Consider the following 21,632-nt stretch of genomic DNA (forward strand, 5'->3'; position numbering starts at 1 on the left):
CCCCCGTCACGCAACCATGCCGCGCTGGATGAATTCGACGACCAGCAGCAAGGCGTAGAGGCCGACCAGCGCGCCCCCGCCGCTCGCCAGCCAGACGAGTTTCTTGCGCCGGTCGAGATGGCGTTCTGCCGTCACGACTTCGGTGATCGACCCGATCACCGGCAGGCCGCTGGCGCGTTCGAGCTTCGCCGCGGTCGCGTAACTGGTGCGCACCTGGCCAAGGCCGAAGGCGGCGCCCACGCCCCCGCCGATGCCGGCGAGCAGCACGAGCGTCAGGAACAGCGGCCGGTTGGGCGCCGCGGGGCTGGTCGGTTTCGACGGCGGGTCGAGCAGTTCGATCTTGATCGCGTCGGTTTCGGTCTGCACCTCGCCGCGCATGCGCACCTGTTCGCGCTGCGCGAGCAGCTTGTCATACTGCGCCTTGAACGCGGTATATTCGCCGTTGATCCGGTCGTACTCGGCCGCAATGCCGGGGTTCTGGATCTGCTGCGAGGTGATCTTGGCGATGTCGCCGGTGAGCTGCGCCTTGCGCGACGACAGCGCGCTGACCGTTGCCTGCCGTTCGGCGCGCATCGCCGACAGCGAGGCATAGGCCGGGTTCTGCGAATTGCCGCCACCACCACCGCCCGCGCCTTCGCGGTCGGCCATCGCTTTGAGCGAGGCAATCTGGCTTTTGAGCGCAATGACGTCGGGGTGTGCGTCGGTCAGCCCGCGCGCGCGCATCGACGAGAGTTCGTTCTGCGCGCCGGCAAGCTGCTGGCGCGCGACACCGCCGCCGACGCTGCCCATGCCGGGGATGTTGATCGTCGCGGGGGTCGAGGAGAGCTGGCCGTTGGCGGCCGCAAGCTGCGCCTGCGCCGACACGAGCTGCGAATCGATCTGGCCGAGTTCGGCGCGCGCGGCTTCGACGCGCTGCGCAGGCGATCCGCTGCCGCCCGGGATCAGGCCGATATTCTGCGCCTCGAACGCGCCGCGGCGCGCTTCGACTTCGCGCAGCGCCTTTTCGCGATCGGCGATCTGGGCGTCGAGGAATTTCAGGCCCTCGCGCGCGTTCATCCGGCCGCCGCGCAGCTGGTCGTCGCGGAAGACGGTGATCAGGCTGTCGAGCACGCCCGAGGCGAGCTTGGCATTGTCGGCGTCGGACAGGCTGCCGACCGCGACGCTCGAGGTGATTTCGAAGATATTGTCCTGCTGCGGGATGACCTTGATATTTTTTTGCAGCATGCCGACCGCGCCGGCCTTTTCACGCTCGTTCGCGCCGGCGGGGAGCAGGCCAGTGGTCGCGGCGACCTTTTCCATGTTGCGCGCGCTGGTCAGCGTTTCGCGGATCTGATCGAGCTGGGGGCGTCCGCCACCGCTCTGGACGTCGTCGGGCAGGATTTCGTTGACGTCGACGAGCAGGCGCGCGCGGCTGTCATAGCGATTCGGAATCGACGCGATCGCCAGCCAGCCGAGGATGCAGATGCCCCACGCCACCGCCAGCACGAGCCACCGGCGCGTCCAGACGCTGTGCAGCGCTACCCGGAATTCGTCGTAAAGGCTGTTCATCGCTCGAAATCGATCCTTGGGAGATGGGTGGGTTGGCGGCCTATGGTCAGAACATGCTTTCGGGGATGATGATCACATCGCCGGGCTGCAGCCGCACATTCGCCTTGATGTCGCCGCGCTTGATCAGGTCATTAAGCCGCAGGCCGAACTCTTGCTGCTTCCCACTGCCCTTGTCGAAGCGGACGAGTCGCGCTTTGTTTCCAGCGGCATATTCGCCCAGGCCGCCCACTGCAATCATTGCGTCGAGCACGGTCATGTTGGCGCGGAACGGAATCGATGCGGGCTTTTCGGTCGCGCCGACGATGCGCACCTGCTGCGAGAAGGTGCTGTTGAAAGTCGTGACGATCACGCTGACGATGGGGTCGGTGATATATTGGCTGAGCTGGAGTTTGATGTCCTGCTGCAGCATCGTGGGGGTTTTCCCCACCGCGGGCATGTCGGTGATCAGCGGCGTGGTGATACGGCCGTCGGGGCGTACCTGGACCTTGCCGCCGAGTTCGGGGTTGCGCCACACGAAGATCTGGAGCTCGTCGAGCGGGCCGATGATATATTCCTCGCCCGGGCCTTCCTGGTTCTGGACGAAGTTCGCGCTCGGCAGCTGCGGCGCGCTGCCGCCGGCGCCCATGCAGCCCGTCAGCGCGGTCGCGGCGATGCCCGACACAAGCGCGGCACGCGCGATACGGAGCGAGGGGAACGAAGCCATAATCCATCAACCTTTCGGGCCGTCGGGGGAACCGCGGTCCGGAAACTCCGCGACGACAGCCATTGCGTCAGCTTCCGCCATTGCTCGAAAAGGGTGAACATAATGTTAGTATTGAACTAAGTTTGGACCGCGCCCGTCGGAATATGTCCCGATAAGGAACAGGTTTTTCACGCGTCAGACGAGCATTTCGCGCGCCGGTCCCTGCCCCAGGAAGGTCGCGGGGCTCGCGCTCGCGCCATAGGCGCCGGCGAGGAAGATCGCGACGAGATCGCCGACGTCGGCGCGCGGGAGCGCGACCTGGTCGCCGAGGCGGTCGAGCGGGGTGCAGAGGCAGCCGACGACCGAGACGGTTTCGACGGGCTCGCGGCCGAAGGCGCCCGCGACCGCAATCGGATAATTACGGCGGATCACGGTGCCGAAATTGCCGCTCGCGGCGAGCTGGTGGTGGAGCCCGCCGTCGGTGACGAGGAAGGTTTCGCCATGGCTGGTCTTCCGGTCGACGATGCGGGTCAGATAGACCCCTGCCTCGGCCACAAGCCAGCGGCCAAGCTCCATCGCGAAATAGCTCTTCGCAAGAACCGGATCGCGCGCCGCAAGCGTCTCGCCGAGCGCCGCCCCGACCGCGGTGACATCGACCGGCTTGTCACCGGGGAAATAGGGCACGCCCATCCCGCCGCCGAGATTGACCAGCGGCGGGGTCTCCCCGATCTCGTTTGCGAGCCGCGCCGCGAGCGCAACCGTCTGCGCCTGCGTATCGGCGATGGCGGCGGCATCAAGCGCCTGCGATCCCGCGAAAATATGGAAACCCTGCCAGTCGGCGCCGGCATTGATCAGGCGCCGGACGAGCGCCGGAACCTCGGCGGCATCGACCCCGAACGGCTTGGCGCCGCCGCCCATCTTCATACCCGACCCCTTGAGGTCGAAGTCGGGATTGACGCGCACCGCGAGGCTGGGTGTCAGACCCAGATGATCGGCGATCGACAGCGCGCGTGTCGCTTCGCCCGCGGATTCGAGATTGAGCGTCGCGCCGGCGGTGATCGTCGCTTCGAGTTCGCGGTCGCGCTTGCCGGGGCCGGCAAAACTGATGTCTCCCGCCGGCATCCCGCTGGCGAGCGCGGCCTTGAGTTCGCCGCCCGAGGCGACGTCGAACCCGTCGACCAGCCGCGCCATGAAGGCGAGCAAAGGCGCGTAGGGGTTTGCCTTCATCGCAAAATGCAGCTGCACCCCGCGGGGCATCGCGGCGCGCCATTCGGCGACACGCGCGGTGAGCATCGCGCTGTCATAGGCGAACAAAGGTGTGTCGCCCGCGATGTCGGCGAGCGCTTCGGCACGGTCGCCGCCGATCAGCAACATGCCGCTCGCATCGGCCCGGAAGCCGGGGGGGATCGGGCCGTGGGGCTTCATGCCGTCAACTCCTTGGCCCAATCGGCAGCAATCGCCACACGGTCGAGCTTGCCATTGGGATTGCGCGGCAGTTCGCCCCGCCATTCGATCGTCTGCGGCTGCATGAAATTGGGGAGATTCTGCCGGAGATAGGCGGCGAGACCCTCTTCGTCGGCGACGCCATCCCTGCCGCGGACGATCAATATGATCGCGGCGCCGAGCCGCGCGTCGGGCACGCCGAACGCCACCGCTTCATAGATCAGCCCCGACGCGACCGCGACATCCTCGACCTCGGTCGGGCTGACGCGATTGCCCGCGGTCTTGATCATCGCATCGTCGCGGCCGACGAAATAGAGAAGGTGATTGGCGTCGCGGCGCACCGTGTCGCCCGACCACACCGCCATCCCGCCATATTCGGACGCGCGCGGCGCGGGTTTGAAGCGCTGCGCGGTCCGCTCTTCATCCCGCCAATAGCCCTTCGCGACGAGCGGGCCGCAATGGACGAGTTCGCCCGGCTCCTCGTCGGCGGTGATCGTGCCGTCGGGCCGGCACACGAGAATCTCGGCATGCGGGATCGCGCGGCCCATCGAGGTCGGATGGTCGGCGACGAATTTCGGGTCGAGATAAGTGGAGCGGAACGCCTCGGTCAGCCCGTACATCGGGTAGATGGCGGCGTTCGGGAACGTGGCCCGCATCGCGTCGATCAGCGAGGGCGTCAGCGCGCCGCCGCTGTTGGTCAGCCGCTTCAAGTGCGCCGCCGTTTCGGCGGGCCATTCGGCCTCGACGAGTTGCACCCAGAGCGGCGGCACGCCCGCGAGCGTCGTCGCCTTGTGCCGCGCCACCGCCTTCACGACGTCGCGCGCGGTCAGATAATCGAGCGGTGCGACCGCTGCGCCCGCATACCAGCTCGATAGCAACTGGTTCTGCCCATAGTCGAAGCTGAGCGGCAGCACGGCGAGCGCGCGGTCGCCCGGAACGATCTTGAGGTAGGAAGCGACGCTCTCGGCGCCCATCCACAGGTTCGCGTGGCTGAGCATCACGCCCTTGGGCCGGCCGGTCGAACCGCTGGTGTAGAGGATCGCGGCGAGATCGTCGGGTTCGGCGATCGACGGCGGCAACCCCTGCCCGCCCGAATCAATCACTTCCTCGCCGACCTTCAGATCCTGAACTACGCATTCGTCGGGCAGACCGCCGCCGAGCATCTCGGCGCGTGCGCCGCCCGTGACGAGCAGCTTCGCGCCGCTGTCGGACAGGATGTGCGCGACCTGCGGCCCCTTGAGCAGCGGATTGACCGGCACATGGATCAGCCCGGCGCGCGCCGCGGCGAGCGGCATAAGGCAGGCGAGCCGCGTCTTGGCGCTCCAGCTCGCGACGCGTTCACCGGGGCCGCCAGCCTGTTCGAGCAACCATGACGCCAGCCGTCCGACGCCGGCGTCGAGATCGGCGAAGGTGGTGACCCGATCGCCGGTCAGCAGCGCAGCCGTGTCCGGCGCGCCGCGGCGGGCGAGATGGTCGATTGGCCTTGAAGATGGGTTTTCGGCTTTGGTCATCGGCTGTTAGGACAGGAGTGATAGAGGGCGGCACCATGCAAGGGAACGGTGAACATCACGCTAATGATGAGCGGCTGCCCGCCACAGCGCGCGCAGCCGGCTTTGCGTCGCCGTTCGACCGCGCGGCGTGGTTCGACCTGCTCACCGCGCATGGCTTTGCGGGCCATGGCCGAATCGACGCGCGGGGCAGCGCGGGTGCGACACGTGCGTGGTTGCCGCTGCGGGTCGAGGCCCCCGGCGATCTGGCCGGCCTCACCAACTGGTACAGCTTTTCGATCCGCCCGCTGTTCGACGGCGAAGGCGATCGCGGAGACGCCCTTGGCGCGCTCTTCGCCGATCTTCGCCAAAAAGCCGCGCGCCTGACGCTTTACCCCGTCGTCGACCCCGATGCGCTGACCGCCGCGCTGCGCGCCGCGGGCTGGTGGGTAAAGATGGCGCCCGCGGGCGATCGCCATTGGCTCGACCTGGGCGAGATGGACCATGACGCCTGGTGGGCGAGCCGCCCCGGCGCGCTGCGCAATACCGTCCAGCGCAAGGCGAAGAAAGCTGTCGTCGATATACAGCTGCTCACCACCTTAGACGCCGGAAGCTGGGCCGCTTACGAGCAAATCTATGCCGCAAGCTGGAAGCCCGAAGAAGGCCACCCCGCGCTGCTGCGCGCCTTTGCCGGGGCCGAGAGCGATGGCGGCCGCCTGCGCATGGGGATCGCGCGCATCGATGGCATACCCGTCGCGGCGCAGTTCTGGACCGTCGAGGACGGCACCGCCTTCATCCACAAGCTCGCGCATATCGAGGACAGTCTGAAAGCCTCCCCCGGCACCTTGCTGTCTGCCGCGCTGTTCCGCCATGTGATCGAGGTCGATGGCGTGAAGCGCATCGATTTCGGCACCGGTAACGACGGCTACAAACGCGACTGGATGAACCGGCACGACCCGCTGTGGCGTATCGAGGCTTTCAATCCGTCGCGCGTCGCGGCATGGGGGCCGGCATTGAAGGCATTCGCCCGTTCGCTGCTCAGGAAAGACTCATGACCGAAGCCAACACCGTCGACGCCACTCTTCGCGCCCTGCTCGCCGATGTACTCGGCCTCGGCGAAGCGCGCGCCGCGGCGCTGACCGAGGACAGCGGGCTGTTCGGCGAACTGCCCGAATTCGATTCGATGGCGGTCGCGACGGTGCTGACCGAGATGGAAGACCGCCTCGGCATCCTGATCGACGATGACGAGATCGATGGCGAAATCTTTGAAACCTACGGCAATTTGCTCGCCTTTTCGCTGCGCAAAGTGACCGATTGATCCTGGATGCGCGCATGAGCGAACATCGATTGCGCATCGACCCCGCGGGCGTCCCCCGCGCCACCATCCTGATCGTCCCGCCGCTGTTCGAGGAAGCGAACCGCATGCGCCGCACGCTGGTGCTCGCGATGCGCGCGCTCGCGAGCCAAGGCTTTGCCGCGCTGCTTCCCGATCTGCCGGGGCAGAATGAGAGCTTGATCCCGGTGGCCGAGGTCGATCTGGCGCGCTGGCAGGAAGCCCTCGCCGACGTCGTCGCGGGGATCGATGGACCGGTGATCGTCGCCTCGGTACGTGGCGGCGCGTTAATTGATCATCGCGCAAAGGCAATGGCGTGGTGGCGACTGGCGCCCGTCGGCGGCGCGTCTCTGCTTCGTACGTTGATGCGCGCGCGCGTCAGCGCCGACCGCGAGGCGGGTGTAACATCGTCGCTTGAAAGCTTGCAGGAAAAAGCCAAATCCGAAGCCTTGCTTCTCGCGGGGAATGCGCTTTCGCCCGCTATGGTCGCCCAATTGGGAATCGCCGAAGCGCAGCCGGTCGAACCGCTGCGCAGTACCGGCATCGGCGCCGATGGCATAGCGGGCACTCCGCTCTGGCTGCGCGCCGAGCCGGGCGAAGATGCCGCGATGGCCGAGGCCATCGCCGCCGACATATCCGCATGGAGCCGGACATGCGGCATCAGCTGAGCTTTGATTGCGAAGGCGCGGCGCTCGCCGCGAGCCTTGACAAGGCGGCGGGCAGCACCGGTCTGCTGATCGTATCGGGCGGCAACGAGATTCGCAGCGGCGCGCATCGCGGGATGGCCATGCTGGCGCAGCGCGTCGCGGCCGAGGGATATTCCGTCTTCCGCTTCGACCGGCGCGGGATCGGCGACAGCGAAGGCGCGAATGGCGGTTTTGAAAGCAGCGGCCCTGATATCGCCGCCGCGATTGCGGCGTTTCGCGAGGTGACGCCACAACTCACCCGCATCGTCGCCTTCGGCAATTGCGACGCCGCCAGCGCGCTGCTGTTCCATCGGCCACCAGCGCTCGATGCGCTGATCCTTGCCAATCCGTGGACTTATGACGGCGAAAGCGAAGAGGCAGCGGACGAACCCGCCCTACCCCCGGCATCGGCGATCCGCGCGCGCTACCTGTCGCGGTTGAAGGACCCCGGAAGTCTGCTGCGGCTGGTGAAGGGGGAGATCGATCTGCGGAAACTGCTACGCGGCCTTTTGGCAATCAAGACACCGGCGGCGCCCGCCGCGCCCGACAGCCTCGCTGCGCGGATCGACGGCGCCATGGCGACACTCGATGTGCCCGCGACGATCCTGCTCGCGACCGGCGATCGAACCGCGCAGGCATTCATGGAAAACTGCCCGGCGGCGCTGAACCGCGTTCCGGTCGAGCGCCTTGCCAGCCCGTCGCACAGCTTCGTCGGCGAAGATAGCGAGTGGCTGGCGCAGCGGATCCTGGAAATACTGAAGTGACTATATCACCCTATGCCGATGACGGTTTTGGGGTGGATTGCAGACGATCGATTACCCCATCCCCTCTCCTTCAGGGGAGGGGCAGCGAGACTTGGGAGCTTGCTCCCTAGTCGCAGCGGGGTGGGAGCTTGCAACCTTGCGCAAGGCCGATGCCCCCCACCCCAACCCCCTCCCCTGAAGGGGAGGGGCTTAATGGCGCTACGGCAACTACCGGTCGAAAGCTGCCGTTACAGCGCAGCCTCAGGCGTCCGCCATCGCGTGATATTCGGCTTCGGCCAAGAAGCGCTCGGCATCGAGCGCGGCCATGCAGCCCATGCCCGCGGCGGTCACCGCCTGGCGATAGACCTTGTCGGCGACGTCCCCCGCGGCGAAAACGCCGGGAATCGAGGTCAGCGACGTGCCGGGCGTTATTTGCAAATAGCCGTCGTCGTCGGTCGGCAGCTTGCCCTTGAACAATTCGGTCGCCGGGCTGTGGCCGATCGCGACGAAACCGCCGTCGGTCGGCTCGTGGCTCGTCTCGCCGGTGACGGTGTCGATCAGGTCGACACCGACCAGCCCCGAAACGCCCTCGCCCGCGACGAAGCGCTCGACGCGCTTGTTCCACAGCACCTTGATCTTCGGGTTGACCATCAACCGGTCCTGCAGGATCTTTTCGGCGCGCAGATGGTCGCGGCGGTGGATCAGCGTCACATCGTCGCTGTGGTTGGTCAGGTACAGCGCTTCCTCGACCGCGGTGTTGCCGCCGCCAATCACCACGACCTTCTTGCCGCGATAGAAGAAACCGTCGCACGTCGCGCACGCCGACACGCCCTTGCCGCCGAGTTCCTGCTCACCCGGAACACCCAGCCATTTCGCCTGCGCACCCGTCGCGATCACCAGCGTTTCGGCCATATAGACGTCGCCGCCGTCGCCGGTCAGCTTGAACGGGCGGCGCGACAGGTCGACGTCGACGATCGTGTCCCAGATCATGCTGGTGCCGACGTGCATCGCCTGCGCGGTCATCTGTTCCATCAGCCACGGACCCTGCACCACCTCGGCGAAACCGGGGTAGTTTTCGACGTCGGTGGTGATCGTCAGCTGGCCGCCGGGCTGGATGCCCTGCACCACGATCGGCATCATACCCGCGCGCGCCGCGTAAATCGCGGCCGACAGGCCGGCGGGGCCGGAACCGAGGATGAGCATCTTGGTGTGGTGAACGCTGGGCATGACGGTCTTTCAATGGCTGTGCGGACACGCACAGATGGGTGTTGCCAACCGCGCTAGCAAGGGTCACCTTCCGCGCCAAGGGGAGACTGGCGAATGGCAAGCTGGTGGGAACGTCACGGAGTACCGCGGCTGATCAAATGCGCCTGTTCGCAGGGGCAGATCATGAAGGTCAGGAGCAAGGTCGTGCCGCACGCGCGCGGCCATGTGCTCGAGCTCGGCTGCGGCGGCGGGATCAACATGGAATTCTATCGCCCCGGGCAGATCGAGAGTTTCAGTGGGCTCGACCCCTCACCCGAACTGCTCGCGATGAGCGTCGCTGCGGCGGCGGCGCGCGGGATCGACGCCGATATAAGGGGCGGCGTCGGCGAGGCGATGCCGTTCGAGAGCGGGTCGTTCGACACCGTCGTCACGACATTTACGCTGTGCTCGGTTGGCGATCAGGCGGCGGTGCTGAGCGAGATCCGCCGCGTGCTGAAGCCCGGCGGGACCGCGCTGTTTCTGGAGCATGGCGCAGCGCCCGATGCCGGGGTCGCGAAATGGCAGCGGCGGATCGAGCCGGTGTGGAGACGCATCGGCGGCAATTGTCATCTGACCCGGCCGATCAGCGATGCCTATGAAAAGGCCGGCTTTGCCGTCGACCGGCAGGCTGCCGCCTATATCCCGAAAACCCCGCGGCCGTTCGGCTGGTACGAATATGGCGCGGCGCGGCCCGCCTAAAGAGAGGATTGCGAGACGATGCGATTCTGGCTTGTCACCCTCACCGCCCTGTTCCTCTTCGCGCCGTATGCGGCCGAGGCGCGCAAGGTCGCGCTGATTATCGGCAATGGCGATTATGCGAACACCAGCCGGCTGGTAAACCCGGCGAACGACATCAAGATCGTCGCGGCGTCGGCCAAGCAGGCGGGGTTCGACGATGTCACCATCGCCGCCGACCTCGCGGTCAACGACTTCCAGAAAGCGATGCGCGATTTTCGCGCCAAGGCCGACGGCGCCGAGGTCGCGATGGTCTATTATGCCGGGCACGGGATCGAGGCGCAGGGCAAGAACTGGCTGATCCCGACCGATGCGCAGCTGAAATCCGATCTCGACCTGCCTTATGAGGCGATCAACCTCGACCGGTTGATGGAATCGGTGTCGGGGGCGCAGATTCGCATGGTCGTGCTCGATTCGTGCCGCAACAATCCGTTCGGGCGCTCGTGGCGGTCGGCGACGCGGGCGGTGGTGAATGGCCTGGCGGGGATCGAGGCCGACGATGTGCTGGTGATCTTCGCCGCCGCGCCGGGGCAGACCGCGGCCGACGGGACGAGCGGCAATTCGCCCTTTGCAACCTCGCTGGCGAAGCGCCTGCCGCAGCCCGATATGCCGGTGCAGTTGCTCGGCGGGCTGATCCGCGACGATGTATTGCAGGCAACGGGCGGCGCGCAGCGTCCGTTCGTCAGCGCCAGCATCACGGGCACGCCGGTCTATCTGGTGCCACGCACGGCGACGGCTTCCACGCCGCCCGCATCGGGTGACCGGGCGGCATTGGAAAACCTGCTGTGGAAAGGTGCGATGGCAGAGAACAGCGTGGGCGCCTTCAGCGCCTATCTGGTCGAATTTCCGTCCGGAAAATTCGCTGATCAGGCGAGCGACAACATCAATCGCTTGCTCAAAAGCCCGCCGCTTGCCGCGCCCATCTTCTCGATGACAGCAGCCCAACCGCCTTCGCCTGCGGCCCCGTCAGCGCGCAGATTCACTCTGTCGAACATCCGTGTCGAATGCGTCAAGCTGACCGGGCGGTTGGGGCTCGGGCTGCCCGACCAGTTGTTCTTGCGCTTCAACACGGGACAGCGCTTTCCCGAAGGCAAGAGCGAGATTTATTCGATCAAGAAGGGCGAGAGCTGGGTCGTGCCCGAAAGTTTCGAGTTCGACCAGCCGGTGAGTTTCCAGCTGCGCGAGTTCGACGACATCGGCGGCAGCGACAATATCGGGACGATCGACATCGGCGATGCGCCGGGGACATTCACGAAGACGCTCGACGGCGATGCCAGCGATTATCGGGTGACCTATACGCTGACGGTCGGGTAACGACCGATAGTTGCTGTTCCCCGGCGAAGGCCGGGGTCCAGAGCGCAAATCGCAAACGCTTGTTCTCTAACGCTCTGGGCCCCGGCCTTCGCCGGGGAACAGGGATGGCAATGTCCGCTCACCACCCCAAAGCAGCCATCCCCTATTCCTTCTCGCCGACCTCGACCAGCCCATGCCCGACACTCACGCGCTCGTCGAAAACGAAGCAGCTGCCGTGCCAACGGCTGTCGGCTTCGGGCACCTGTTCGAGATAGGCGAGGATGCCGCCCTTGAGGTGGACGACGTCCTCGACGCCCTCATGGCGGAGGAAGGCGGTCGATTTTTCGCAGCGGATGCCGCCGGTGCAGAACATCGCGACGCGCTTGCCGGCAAAACGGTCGGCGTTGGCGCGCCACCAGTCGGGGAACTCGCCGAAGCTTTTCGTTTCGGGATCGACCGCGCCCACGAAGCTGCCGTAGCCGACCTCGAAGCCGTTGCGCGTGTCGATGAGTATGGTGTCCGGATCGTCGACGAGCGCGTTCCAGTCGGCGGGATCGACATAGGGCGCGGCGCCGCGTGCCGGGTCGAGGTCCGCGACCTTCATCGTCACGATTTCGTTTTTAAGTCGCACCTTCATCCGCTGGAACGGCATGTCGGCGGCGGTCGAATATTTGACGTCGAGCCCGGCGCAGTCGGGCAGGCCGCGAATATGGCCGAGCACCGAGGCGATTCCTGCCACGGTCCCGGCGATCGTTCCATTCACGCCTTCGCGTGCGAGCAGCAGCGTGCCCATCACACCCTCCGCAGCGCAAAGATCGAGCAGCGGCTGACGCAATGCGGGGGGATCGTCGAACGACGCGAAACGATAGAGGGCGGCAACCTGGAACATGCGCGCGCCATGTAGGCGCGATCGGGCGTCAGCGAAAGGGATCGTGCCGCCCGGTTGCATATTGCGCCATCGCCATCGTCGTCCATTGCGCGTTGACACGAATGCAACTCGGGAAGACGCTCGCGTCGGTCACAAAGACATTGGTCGTGCCGTGGACGCGGCATTCGGGGTCGACGACGCCATATTGCGGATTTTCGTTGATCGCGTTGCCGCCGTGCGGGTGGCTGCTCGACAGCGTGACATCGTCCTGTTCGCGGATCGCGGCCTTGAAGAAAACATCGACATCCATGTCGGGCGTGATCTTCTGCCCTTTCGCCAGCGCCGGATAGCATTCGAGCGCGCCCGCTGCGAAATGGACCTTGGTCAGCGTCGCCATCGCGCGGCGGAGCATCGGCAGGTCATCGTCGACATCGAGACGGAATTTGAGCTTGCCGTCGACGATCTGTCCCCGCCGGTCGGCAGGAAAGAGGATGCCCGCCGAATGGACGCGGCCGAAATTCCTCATCCGTTCCGAATGGTCGGCAAACCAGCCGGGCATCAGCGAGGCCATCGACATCGGCGGCTGAAAATGGCTTTCGAGCAGAAAGTCGCCGCAGTCGACATAGCTCGACATCTGGTCCTCGTCCCATGCATCGCCGCCCGCACCGGGCGGCATCAACGCGACGACGGGCGAAGCGACGTTGAGCGAGACCTGATAGCCGGTGTCCGAAATATCGCTGCGGTCGAGCAGCTTGGAAGAGGCGATCGTGCCCGCCGCGACGACGACGCCGACGCGCGCGCGGACGAGGCGGTTCGAACCGTCGGGCAGGATCAGCTTCACCGCCTCCGCCTCGCGTCGGCCGTCGGCGGCGGTCTGCCACATGATCTGCTGTGCCTTGGTGTCCGGCAGGATGCGCGCGTGGCGGTCGCGGCACGCCTGCGGGAGATAGGTCTGCGCGACGCCCATACGGCGGCCATAGGCGCAGCCCGAATTGCAATAGCCGCAATAGGCGCAGGCGTTGGGAGTATTGGGCGGGCCAAAATTCTTGTCGAACCAGTCGGCGACCGCGCGCTTGTCCATGGGGTTGTCCGACGCATCGGCATAGGCGTGCCAGCCGTTGATCAGGTGCGGCCCGTTGTGCCGGCCGCTGCGCGGCTCGATCCGCGCGATGCCGAGCATGTCCTTTACCGCATCATAGCTGTCGTGAAACGCCGCCGCATCGATCGGCGCGCCGATGCTCGCCCATTTGGCGAGCACATCCTTCGCATCGGGATGCGTGCGCCCGGGTTCGTTGACGCGCAGGCAGATGCCGTTGTTGATCGTCGACGATCCGCCGACACAGCGACCCTGAAACACCACGAAATCGCGGTTGGTCGTCGTCTGGACCGCGCCATGCTTGTAGAGATTGGCGATCATGTCGAGTTCGTGATGCGTGATCGCATGGCTGGGATAGAAGGGGCCCGCCTCGACGATCAGCACCTTATAATCCCAGCCCGCGATATTGTACGCCGCGACCGCGCCGCCCGCGCCCGAGCCGATGACGATCACGTCATATTCATCCTCGAGGCTGGCCGCATCGAGGATATGCGCGGGGTCGATCTCGCGCCCGCGAATCGGAACAAGCGGCATATCGCTGCTCCCGCGCTGGCGGAATTTCGGGAGGGTGAATCCAATCTGACGATGAACGGGGTTGGCCGCGTTCGCATCCTGATCGCCGGGCTCGAGCCCCGGCTGCCAGTGGCCGTAATAGCAGGCGTAGATGATCCCGCGCAGCCGGCCCATATCCTGAAACATGTCGATGCTGCTGTCACGCATCCGGTCCTCGATCCGTTCAACGCGCGTCGCGACGTCGGCCTCGGCGAACATCGGACCGAGCACGGGCTCCGTCAGCGTCAGCGAGAGCTGGATCTCCTTGAGCTTGGTGCCGCCGATCTTGCCGAACAACTCGGCGACATTGGCAACGACCTGATCGGGCGTGATGACCATCTGGGCGCCGTCGAACAGCGCCTCGGTCAATGCCTTCAGAAATTTGAGCTGCCCGAAATTGAACGGTGCCGTCATTGCCCTGCCCCCAGTTGTCGCGCGCCACAAAATGCCGCGTTATGCACGGCCGGGGCAAGCTGTATTGTACGGGACCGCCAGTTATGCGGTGTGCGCCAGCGCCTCGACGGGCAGGAACGGCCGCACCGCCGCCATCGCGCGCGTCATATAGTCCTCTTTCTCGCCAACCGGCGCGACATAGTGCAGCGCCTCCTCGGCCGCGGCGGTCCCCGCGAGCCGCGCGATGATCCACGCGGCGAGATATTGCGACGCAAGGCAGCCGCCCGCGGTCGCGACATTGCCGTGCGCGACGAAGGGCGCGTCGAGCACTTCCACTCCCGCCTCGATCACCCACGGCTTGGTCGCGAGGTCGGTGCAGGCAGGGAGCGCACCGATCAGCCCGAGCTTCGCGAGCAGCAGCGTCCCCGAACATTGCGCGCCAATCAGCTGGCGTGACGGGTCGAGCCGGATGCGGCCGAGCATCAGCGGGTCTGCGGCGATCTCACGCGTCCTGACGCCGCTGCCAATGATCACCGCGTCGGCCTTGGTGGCGAAATCGAGCGGTTGCTGCCGTTCGATCGTCACGCCGTTCATCGAGGTGACCTGCGGCGTCGGCGACGTGATGTGCGCCATCCAGCCCTGCCCGCGCAAACGGTTCAGGATGGCCGCGGCGACGAACGAATCGAGTTCGTTGAAGCCGTCGAAGGTCAGCACCGCAATCTGCACGTCAAAACTCCCGGAAAAATATTACGCAAAAGGGGGGGCGCTATACCGCGCCCTCGAACACATCTTCAACCCAGCGCGAGCGCGCGGCATCGTCGCGCGGTGACGCGAGGTAGCGGCCCCATGCCGCGCTCTCGTGCGCGACGATCCCGAGCTCCCAGACGCAGAACGTCGGTCGCGCCACGCCCGCGCCCGGCGGATAGGCCGAATCGAACGGCGCGAAGGCAGGCATGTCGCCGTGCCGATACCAGACGGCTTCCCACAGTTCGTTCGACCCGCGCCACACCGACACGAGCAGGAAATAGAAATCGGCGCCGCAGCGATGGAGGATCACGAATCCGTTATCGCCCGGCGCCACGGCGTCCGACGCATGTTCGGCGAACCAGTCGGCGCAAAGCACGGCCACATCGCCCGGCACCGGCGCGTCGGCGGCGATCAGGTGATAGAGCTTCAGCGCCGCACCGCCGGCTTCGACGCGTTCGCGAAATTCGGCGTGCTTGGGATAGTGGCGATAGGCGGGATCGACGGCGACGGACATAAATGAACCCTCTATTTGTTCCGCCTATGTTCTAGTTGCCGTCGCTCCGCCCCGCAATCCCCTTTCGCGTCAGGCCGCCTTTTTCGCTTGCCGATATTTGTGCAGCAGCGGTTCGGTGTAGCCCGAGGGCTGGGTCGCGCCCTCGAAGATCAGCGCGCGCGCGGCCTGATAGGCGATGCCGTCGGGGGTCAGTTTTTCGTAGAGCGCATCGCCCGCATTCTGCGCGTCGACCTTCGCCGCCATGCGCGTCAGCGCGGCATCGACTTGGCTTGCGGTGCAGACGCCGTGGAGCAGCCAGTTGGCGAGCGCCTGGCTGGCGATGCGCAGCGTCGCGCGGTCTTCCATCAGGCCGACGTCGTCGATGTCGGGCACTTTCGAGCAGCCGACACCCTGATCGATCCAGCGCACGACATAACCAAGGATGCCCTGGCAATTATTATCGAGCTCGCGAATGATTTCGGCTTCGCTCCAGTTGCGGCCGGTGGCGACGGGGATGTTGAGCAAGCGATCGAGTGACGGAACCGCCTCGCCTGCAATCTCGCGCTGGCGGGCGAAGACGTCGACCTGGTGATAGTGCAGTGCGTGGAGCCTCGCAGCGGTCGGCGACGGCACCCACGCGGTGTTCGCGCCCGATTTCGGATGGCCGATCTTGGCTTCGAGCATGCCGCGCATCAGGTCGGGCATCGCCCACATGCCCTTGCCGATCTGCGCCTTGCCGCTGAGCCCGCAAGCGAGGCCGATGCGGACATTGCGGTCCTCGTAGGATGCGATCCAGTCGCTCGCCTTCATCTCGCCCTTCGGGATCATCGGACCCGCGCGCATCGAGGTGTGGATCTCGTCGCCCGTGCGGTCGAGGAAGCCGGTGTTGATGAAGACGATGCGGTCCTTCACGGCGTGGATGCACGCCGCGAGGTTGGCGCTGGTGCGGCGCTCCTCGTCCATCACGCCGACCTTCATCGTGTGGCGCGCGAGGCCAAGCATGCCCTCGACCGCGTCGAACAGGCGGTCGGTGAAGCCGCATTCCTCCGGGCCGTGCTGCTTGGGTTTGACGATATAGATGCTGCCCCCCTCCGGACCACCAGATCGGCTGTTGGTGAGCGTGCCGAGCCCCTTGAGGTCGTGGAGCGAGCAGAGGCTGGTGATGACCGCGTCGCAGAGGCCCTCGGGCGCTTCGGCGCCATTCGCGAGCTTGATCATCGGCGTCGTCATCAGATGGCCGACGTTGCGCACGAACATCACGCTGCGGCCGTGGAGCGTGAAGGTCTCACCCGATGGCGAGGTCCATTCGCGGTCGGGTTCCATCGCGCGCGTCACCGTCTTTCCGCCCTTGGCAAAGCTTTCGGTGAGGTCGCCGCGCATCAGGCCGAGCCAGTTGGCGTAGCCGAGCGCCTTGTCCTCGCCATCGACTGCGGCGACACTGTCCTCGAGATCGATGATCGTCGTCAGCGCGGCTTCGAGGATGACGTCGGCGATTCCCGCAGGATCGGTCTTGCCTATCGCGCTGTCGGGGTCGATCACCAGTTCGATGTGCAGGCCATTGTGGTGGAGCAGGATGCCGCTGGGCTTGCTGCCCACCCATTGCGCGGGATCGGCGAGCGCGGGCTCTCCGCCCCGCCAGTCGGCCCAGCTTCCCGACGCCAGCGGCACCGCGTCGTCGAGGAATGTCTTGGCGCGCGCGATCACCGCGGCGCCGCGGTCGGCGTCATAGCCGCCGGGCTTCGCCGCCGGCGCGTCGAGTGCATCGGTGCCATAGAAGGCGTCGTAGAGGCTACCCCAGCGCGCGTTGGCGGCGTTGAGGGCGAAGCGGGCGTTCAATGCGGGCACGACGAGCTGCGGCCCCGCCATCGTCGCGATTTCGGGATCGACATTCTGCGTGCCGACCTGAAACGGCGCGGGTTCGGGGACGAGATAGCCGATTTCGCGCAGGAACGCCTGATAGGCCCCGGGGTCATGCGCCTGTCCCGCGCGTTCTTCGTGCCAGGCATCGATCTGCGCCTGCAAATCCTCGCGCTTCGCCAGCAGCGCCGCATTTTCGGGCGCGAACTTGCCGAGGAGCCCCGCGAAATCGCTCCAGAATTTGGCGGCGTCGAGCCCCGTCCCCGGCAGCGCGCGCTGCTCGATAAAGTCGGCCAGTCGCGAATCGACGGACAGGCCGGAGCGATCGAGAAATTCAGTCATGCAAGCACCCTCTGGTCGGCGCGGCTGCGCCAGTGGACCCGGGGAGGAAAGGGCCGCTGCGCTATGCCGCGATTGATTTCGATTGGCAATGGGCGCTTTTCAATGCGGGCCGGGTAGTTTACGTTGCAACGCACAACGAAAAAATCCTTCTCCCCAACCGACCCGGAATCATGGACGACACACGACTGAAACTGATGGAAGCCATCGCCCGCAAACGGCTGGTGACGGCGCATTATAACGGCCAGATGCTGACGCTGGCGCCGCACCTGCTGTTCGAGCGCCGCGGCGACCTGTTCATCAGCGCGCTGAACCTCAACAAGAGCTGGCGATCGGACGAGGAGCCGCGGCTCGGGCACTTCAAGCTCGACGGGCTCGCCTCGATCGAACTTAGCGAAGAGGAGTTCGATCCGCTGCCCGGCTTCGAACCCGCGCCGCCACGCGAGGAAGACACGCCGCTACTCGCGGTCTGACATCAGGCAACACCGAGCGCGGGCGTCGGCGCCAGTTCGGCAATCGCGACCCGCACCTGATTCCGCCCGCCCGCCTTGGCGCGGTACAGCGCAGCGTCGGCGCGGCGCGACAGGTCGAACAGCGAATCGCCGGAGGTACGCTGCGCCACTCCGAAAGACGCGGTAAAGCCGCGATCGACCCCCAGCACCGGCAATTGCGCCGAGGCAAAGGTCGTGCGGACGGTTTCGGCATAGAGGCGGCCGTCGGACAGCAGCGCGTCGGGAAGCAGGACGGCGAATTCTTCGCCCCCGATCCGGCCGACGATCGCATTGGCGGGCGCGGCATCGACCAGCATAGCCGCGAAATGTGCGATCACCCCGTCACCCGCGGCGTGGCCGAAGCTGTCGTTGATCTTCTTGAAATCATCGAGGTCGGCTGTGACAAGCACCGCCGTATCCCCGCCGCGCAGCAGCGCCAGTTCGGCATGATGTTCGAAACCGCGCCGGTTGAGCACGCTGGAAAGCGGATCGGTTTCCGAGCGCGCGACCATTTCCGCGGTGGTGTCGCGCATGATCACGAGCAGCATGACGAGCCCGATGGCCATGAGCGTGACCACGCTCCCGCTTTGCGAAATGGCGGCATAGGTCGTCGCCATATAGCCCTGTGGTGCGCTCGCCGTCCCGATTGCCGCCGCGATAAAGGGTTTGGCGACATAGATGATCGCCGCGATCGCCTGGAGCGCGATCAGCAGCAGGTCGAGCGCCTGGCGCCGACCCGAGCGCCAGATCACGAGCCCGAGCAGGGTCTGCATCGCAAAATAGGGAAGCTGGTAGAGCATCAGGCGCAGGGTCGAGCCATAGGTCATGCTGAAGATCACCGGCACGGCGAGGATCGTGAGGATCCAGATCGCGGCCATCGCACCCAACGGCGGCCGCGCACGATAATGATGCGCGACGCCGATCAGCGCAAAGCTGAGCGCGAGCAGGAAAACAAGGAAAATGCCGATGCCGACGGGGGTTGGGTCGATCTGCCGCGTCAGAAGAAATTCGAGCGCGACATCGATGATGCCCATGCCGTAGCCCGCCGCCAGCCACCGCGCGCCGCGCGCGCCACGGTTCGTCGCCGCGACCACGGCGAACGCGACGGCAAAAATGCCGGCAACGGACATATTGATGCCAAGCACAAAGGCGGCAGTCATCGGCTCACTCGCTCATCGGTTCGGTCAGCGTAGCGAAGCTGTTCCGAACTTTCGGTTAATGCGTTGCGATTCGGTACAATTCGACTGCCTCATTACCCAAGGAAGCCGCCCGCGACAGTGACTTGCCGCACAGCCAAGACAAAATAGCCAAGCCGGGGGTGCAAAAGCCCGTCGTCGCTCGCTATAGCCGCCCCATGGTCAGTCTCACCGCGACAGAAAATGCGACGCTCGAACGCGCCGCCGATGCGCCGATGCTCGCGCAGGTGGAGAAATGGGCAGCGATCAACAGCGGCACCGGCAATCTTGCCGGATTGAAGACCGTCGCGGGCGAACTGGCCGATGCTTTTGCGGCGCTGCCGGGCGAAGTCCGGCTGGTCGCCGCCGATCCGGTCGAGAGCGTCGATGGCGCGGGCACCGTCAATACCATCCAGCGCGGCGACCATCTGCATGTGCGCGTGCGGCCCGAGGCGCCGGTGCAGTTGCTGCTGACCGGGCACATGGACACGGTGTTCGCCGCCGACCATCCGTTCCAGACATTGAAGTGGCTGGAGGATGGCGTACTCAACGGTCCCGGGACCGCCGATATGAAGGCGGGCATTTCGGTGATCCTGGCCGCGCTGACCGCGCTGGAGGCATCGCCGCTGGCCGCGCGCGTCGGCTATGACGTGATGATCAACAGCGACGAGGAGACGGGAAGCCAGGCGTCGGCGCGGCTGATCGCAGAGCTCGCGAAGGGCAAGGCTGCCGCGCTCACTTATGAACCCGCACTTCCCGACGGTACGCTAGCGGGGGCACGGCCGGGAAGCGGCAATTTCTCGGTCATCGTCCACGGCCGCGCGGCGCATGCCGGGCGCAATCCGCAGGACGGGCGCAATGCGCTGCTTGCCGCGGCCGATCTGGCGCTGCGGCTCGGCGCGTTGAAGTCCGATACGCTCAAGGTCAATCCGGCGAAGATCGACGGCGGTGGGCCGAACAATATCGTACCCGACAGCGCGATCCTGCGCGTCAACATGCGCCCGTCGACCCCCGATGCGATGGCGGCGGCCGAAGCGGCGATGCGCGATGCCATCGCGGCGGTGTCGCGCGAGCATGACGTGCATTGCCACGTCCACGGCGGCTTCAACCGGCCGCCGAAACCGCTCGACGCCGCGGCGACGCGCCTGTTCGAACTGGTGCGCGACTGCGGTGCCGCGCTCGGCCTGCCGCCGATCAGCTGGAACGCGACCGGCGGCGTGTGCGACGGCAATAATATCGCGGCATGCGGGGTGCCGGTGGTCGACACGATGGGGCCGCGCGGCGGTGCGATCCATTCGTCGGACGAATTTCTGATCGTCGACAGCCTCGCCGAACGCGCGCAGCTGTCGGCGCTGACCATGACAAGAATAGCGGAACGGGGGACTGTGTGAATTATGTGATCCGGGCGGCGCGCCCAAGCGATCTGCAGAGCATTTACGAGATGGCGAAGCTGACCGGTGGCGGCTTCACCAACCTGCCCCCCGACAAGAATGCCTTGCGCGCCAAGCTCGAGCGCACCGAAGCGTCTTTCGCGAGCGACAAGGAATATCCGTCGGACGAGCTGTACCTGCTCGTGCTCGAAGATATGGACAGCGGCGAAGTCCGCGGCACCTGCCAGATTTTCGGGCAGGTCGGCCAGCGCTGGCCCTTCTATTCCTATCGCATCGGCACCGACAGCAAGCATAGCGAGCAGCTCGACCGGACTTTTCACGCGCAGGTGCTGATGCTCAGCAACGACCTCAACGGCGCGAGCGAGGTCGGCGGGCTGTTCCTGCACCCCGCGGCGCGCGCCGGCGGGCTCGGGCTGCTGCTGGCGCGTTCGCGCTATCTGTTCATCGCGCGCCACCGCGCGCGCTTTGGCGACCGCATCCTCGCCGAGCTGCGCGGAGTGATCGACGAGGCGGGCGGATCGCCCTTTTGGGACGGGGTCGCGGGCAAATTCTTTGGCATGAATTTCCAGGAAGCCGACCAGTTCAACGCCGTCCACGGCAACCAGTTCATCGCCGACCTGATGCCCAAGCATCCGGTCTATATCGCGATGCTGAGCGACCATGCGCGCGGCGTCATCGGCGTGCCGCATCCCACCGGGCGCGCCGCGATGCGCATGCTCGAGAATGAAGGCTTCGCGTTCGAAAATTACGTCGACATTTTCGACGGCGGCCCGACGATGACCGCGCGCACCGATCAGGTCGCGAGCATCCGCGACGCGAAGCATATCGAGATTTCGGCCATCGCCGAAACGGGAGAAGATGCGCTGGTCGCGACGGGGCAGCTGGCCGATTTTCGCTGCTGTTTCGGCAAGATCGGCGGGGGCGCGACGCTCGATAGCGAGGCCGCGAAACTGCTGGGTGTCGGCAAGGGCAGCGGCATCAGCTGGATCGGGCGGTAACTTAAGCCCCTCCCCTTCAGGGGAGGGGTTGGGGTGG

The 21,632-nt window shown here is 65.9% G+C and carries 20 protein-coding genes; 9 read left to right on the plus strand and 11 right to left on the minus strand.

The features are described 5' to 3' along the window. Positions 1-6: 6 nt before the first annotated feature. From ACREBX_RS10155 to ACREBX_RS10170, 4 genes are all read right to left on the minus strand, one after another. Positions 7-1,548, minus strand: coding sequence for an XrtA system polysaccharide chain length determinant (locus tag ACREBX_RS10155; RefSeq protein ID WP_431561622.1), 1,542 nt, complete (start codon positions 1,546-1,548; stop codon positions 7-9). Between the two features lie 46 nt (positions 1,549-1,594). Next, the gene (locus ACREBX_RS10160) at positions 1,595-2,251 is read right to left on the minus strand and encodes an XrtA/PEP-CTERM system exopolysaccharide export protein (protein WP_431561623.1); all 657 of its coding nucleotides are present in this window, start codon (positions 2,249-2,251) and stop codon (positions 1,595-1,597) included. Between the two features lie 174 nt (positions 2,252-2,425). Continuing rightward, complete coding sequence (locus ACREBX_RS10165; RefSeq protein WP_431561624.1) at positions 2,426-3,655, minus strand: pyridoxal-dependent decarboxylase, exosortase A system-associated; 1,230 nt, start codon at positions 3,653-3,655, stop codon at positions 2,426-2,428. Continuing rightward, positions 3,652-5,184 (minus strand): acyl-CoA ligase (AMP-forming), exosortase A system-associated, encoded by a 1,533-nt coding sequence (locus tag ACREBX_RS10170; protein ID WP_431561625.1) that lies wholly within the window; start codon positions 5,182-5,184, stop codon positions 3,652-3,654. The genes ACREBX_RS10165 and ACREBX_RS10170 overlap by 4 nt, the downstream gene beginning before the upstream one ends. A 35-nt stretch (positions 5,185-5,219) precedes the next feature. Here ACREBX_RS10170 and ACREBX_RS10175 point away from each other — a divergent pair, with 35 nt between their 5' ends. The 4 genes from ACREBX_RS10175 to ACREBX_RS10190 are packed head-to-tail and all read left to right on the plus strand — an operon-like array spanning position 5,220 to position 7,943. Beyond that, entirely contained in the window at positions 5,220-6,215 is a 996-nt protein-coding gene (locus ACREBX_RS10175; protein ID WP_431561626.1) for a GNAT family N-acetyltransferase, read from the plus strand. Next, positions 6,212-6,478 (plus strand): acyl carrier protein, encoded by a 267-nt coding sequence (locus ACREBX_RS10180; RefSeq protein WP_431561627.1) that lies wholly within the window; start codon positions 6,212-6,214, stop codon positions 6,476-6,478. Before ACREBX_RS10175 ends, ACREBX_RS10180 begins: the two co-directional genes overlap by 4 nt. A gap of 14 nt (positions 6,479-6,492) precedes the next feature. After that, positions 6,493-7,161 carry a hypothetical protein gene (locus ACREBX_RS10185; protein ID WP_431561628.1) on the plus strand — a complete coding sequence of 223 codons (669 nt, stop codon included), beginning with the start codon at positions 6,493-6,495 and terminating at the stop codon, positions 7,159-7,161. Continuing rightward, a complete protein-coding gene (locus ACREBX_RS10190) occupies positions 7,146-7,943 on the plus strand; it encodes a hydrolase 1, exosortase A system-associated (protein ID WP_431561629.1) in 798 nt (265 codons plus the stop codon). The genes ACREBX_RS10185 and ACREBX_RS10190 overlap by 16 nt, the downstream gene beginning before the upstream one ends. A gap of 240 nt (positions 7,944-8,183) precedes the next feature. On the opposite strand, the gene trxB is transcribed toward ACREBX_RS10190, so the two are convergent. Then, positions 8,184-9,149 carry a thioredoxin-disulfide reductase gene (gene trxB, locus ACREBX_RS10195; RefSeq protein WP_431561630.1) on the minus strand — a complete coding sequence of 322 codons (966 nt, stop codon included), beginning with the start codon at positions 9,147-9,149 and terminating at the stop codon, positions 8,184-8,186. Positions 9,150-9,242: 93 nt separating this feature from the next. On the opposite strand from trxB, the gene ACREBX_RS10200 reads away from it, so the two are divergent. Continuing rightward, a complete protein-coding gene (locus ACREBX_RS10200) occupies positions 9,243-9,866 on the plus strand; it encodes a class I SAM-dependent methyltransferase (protein WP_431561631.1) in 624 nt (207 codons plus the stop codon). A gap of 18 nt (positions 9,867-9,884) precedes the next feature. Continuing rightward, complete coding sequence (locus ACREBX_RS10205; RefSeq protein ID WP_431561632.1) at positions 9,885-11,216, plus strand: caspase family protein; 1,332 nt, start codon at positions 9,885-9,887, stop codon at positions 11,214-11,216. A 142-nt stretch (positions 11,217-11,358) separates the two neighbouring features. Here ACREBX_RS10205 and ACREBX_RS10210 read toward each other — a convergent pair whose 3' ends face one another. The 5 genes from ACREBX_RS10210 to ACREBX_RS10230 form a co-directional block, all read right to left on the minus strand. Further along, entirely contained in the window at positions 11,359-12,084 is a 726-nt protein-coding gene (locus tag ACREBX_RS10210) for a rhodanese-related sulfurtransferase (protein WP_431561633.1), read from the minus strand. Positions 12,085-12,112: 28 nt separating this feature from the next. After that, positions 12,113-14,125 (minus strand): GMC family oxidoreductase N-terminal domain-containing protein, encoded by a 2,013-nt coding sequence (locus ACREBX_RS10215; protein WP_431561634.1) that lies wholly within the window; start codon positions 14,123-14,125, stop codon positions 12,113-12,115. Between the two features lie 81 nt (positions 14,126-14,206). Then, positions 14,207-14,830, minus strand: a complete 624-nt coding sequence (locus tag ACREBX_RS10220) for a DJ-1/PfpI family protein (RefSeq protein WP_431561635.1) — start codon at positions 14,828-14,830, stop codon at positions 14,207-14,209. A gap of 40 nt (positions 14,831-14,870) precedes the next feature. Continuing rightward, on the minus strand, positions 14,871-15,365 hold the full coding sequence (locus ACREBX_RS10225) for a hypothetical protein (RefSeq protein ID WP_431561636.1): 495 nt from the start codon (positions 15,363-15,365) through the stop codon (positions 14,871-14,873). A 69-nt stretch (positions 15,366-15,434) separates the two neighbouring features. Then, positions 15,435-17,543 carry a malate synthase G gene (locus tag ACREBX_RS10230; protein ID WP_431561637.1) on the minus strand — a complete coding sequence of 703 codons (2,109 nt, stop codon included), beginning with the start codon at positions 17,541-17,543 and terminating at the stop codon, positions 15,435-15,437. A 170-nt stretch (positions 17,544-17,713) separates the two neighbouring features. Here ACREBX_RS10230 and ACREBX_RS10235 point away from each other — a divergent pair, with 170 nt between their 5' ends. Then, complete coding sequence (locus ACREBX_RS10235; protein WP_431561638.1) at positions 17,714-18,013, plus strand: hypothetical protein; 300 nt, start codon at positions 17,714-17,716, stop codon at positions 18,011-18,013. A gap of 2 nt (positions 18,014-18,015) precedes the next feature. On the opposite strand, the gene ACREBX_RS10240 is transcribed toward ACREBX_RS10235, so the two are convergent. Beyond that, a complete protein-coding gene (locus ACREBX_RS10240) occupies positions 18,016-19,191 on the minus strand; it encodes a GGDEF domain-containing protein (protein ID WP_431561639.1) in 1,176 nt (391 codons plus the stop codon). Positions 19,192-19,385: 194 nt separating this feature from the next. On the opposite strand from ACREBX_RS10240, the gene ACREBX_RS10245 reads away from it, so the two are divergent. Together ACREBX_RS10245 and ACREBX_RS10250 are read left to right on the plus strand one after the other, a co-directional pair. Then, positions 19,386-20,597, plus strand: coding sequence for a hydrolase (locus ACREBX_RS10245; RefSeq protein ID WP_431561640.1), 1,212 nt, complete (start codon positions 19,386-19,388; stop codon positions 20,595-20,597). Beyond that, positions 20,594-21,595, plus strand: coding sequence for an arginine N-succinyltransferase (locus ACREBX_RS10250; RefSeq protein ID WP_431561641.1), 1,002 nt, complete (start codon positions 20,594-20,596; stop codon positions 21,593-21,595). Before ACREBX_RS10245 ends, ACREBX_RS10250 begins: the two co-directional genes overlap by 4 nt. The last annotated feature ends 37 nt before the right edge of the window (positions 21,596-21,632 follow it).

The organism is Sphingopyxis sp., from assembly GCF_050725655.1.
Taxonomy (GTDB): domain Bacteria; phylum Pseudomonadota; class Alphaproteobacteria; order Sphingomonadales; family Sphingomonadaceae; genus Sphingopyxis.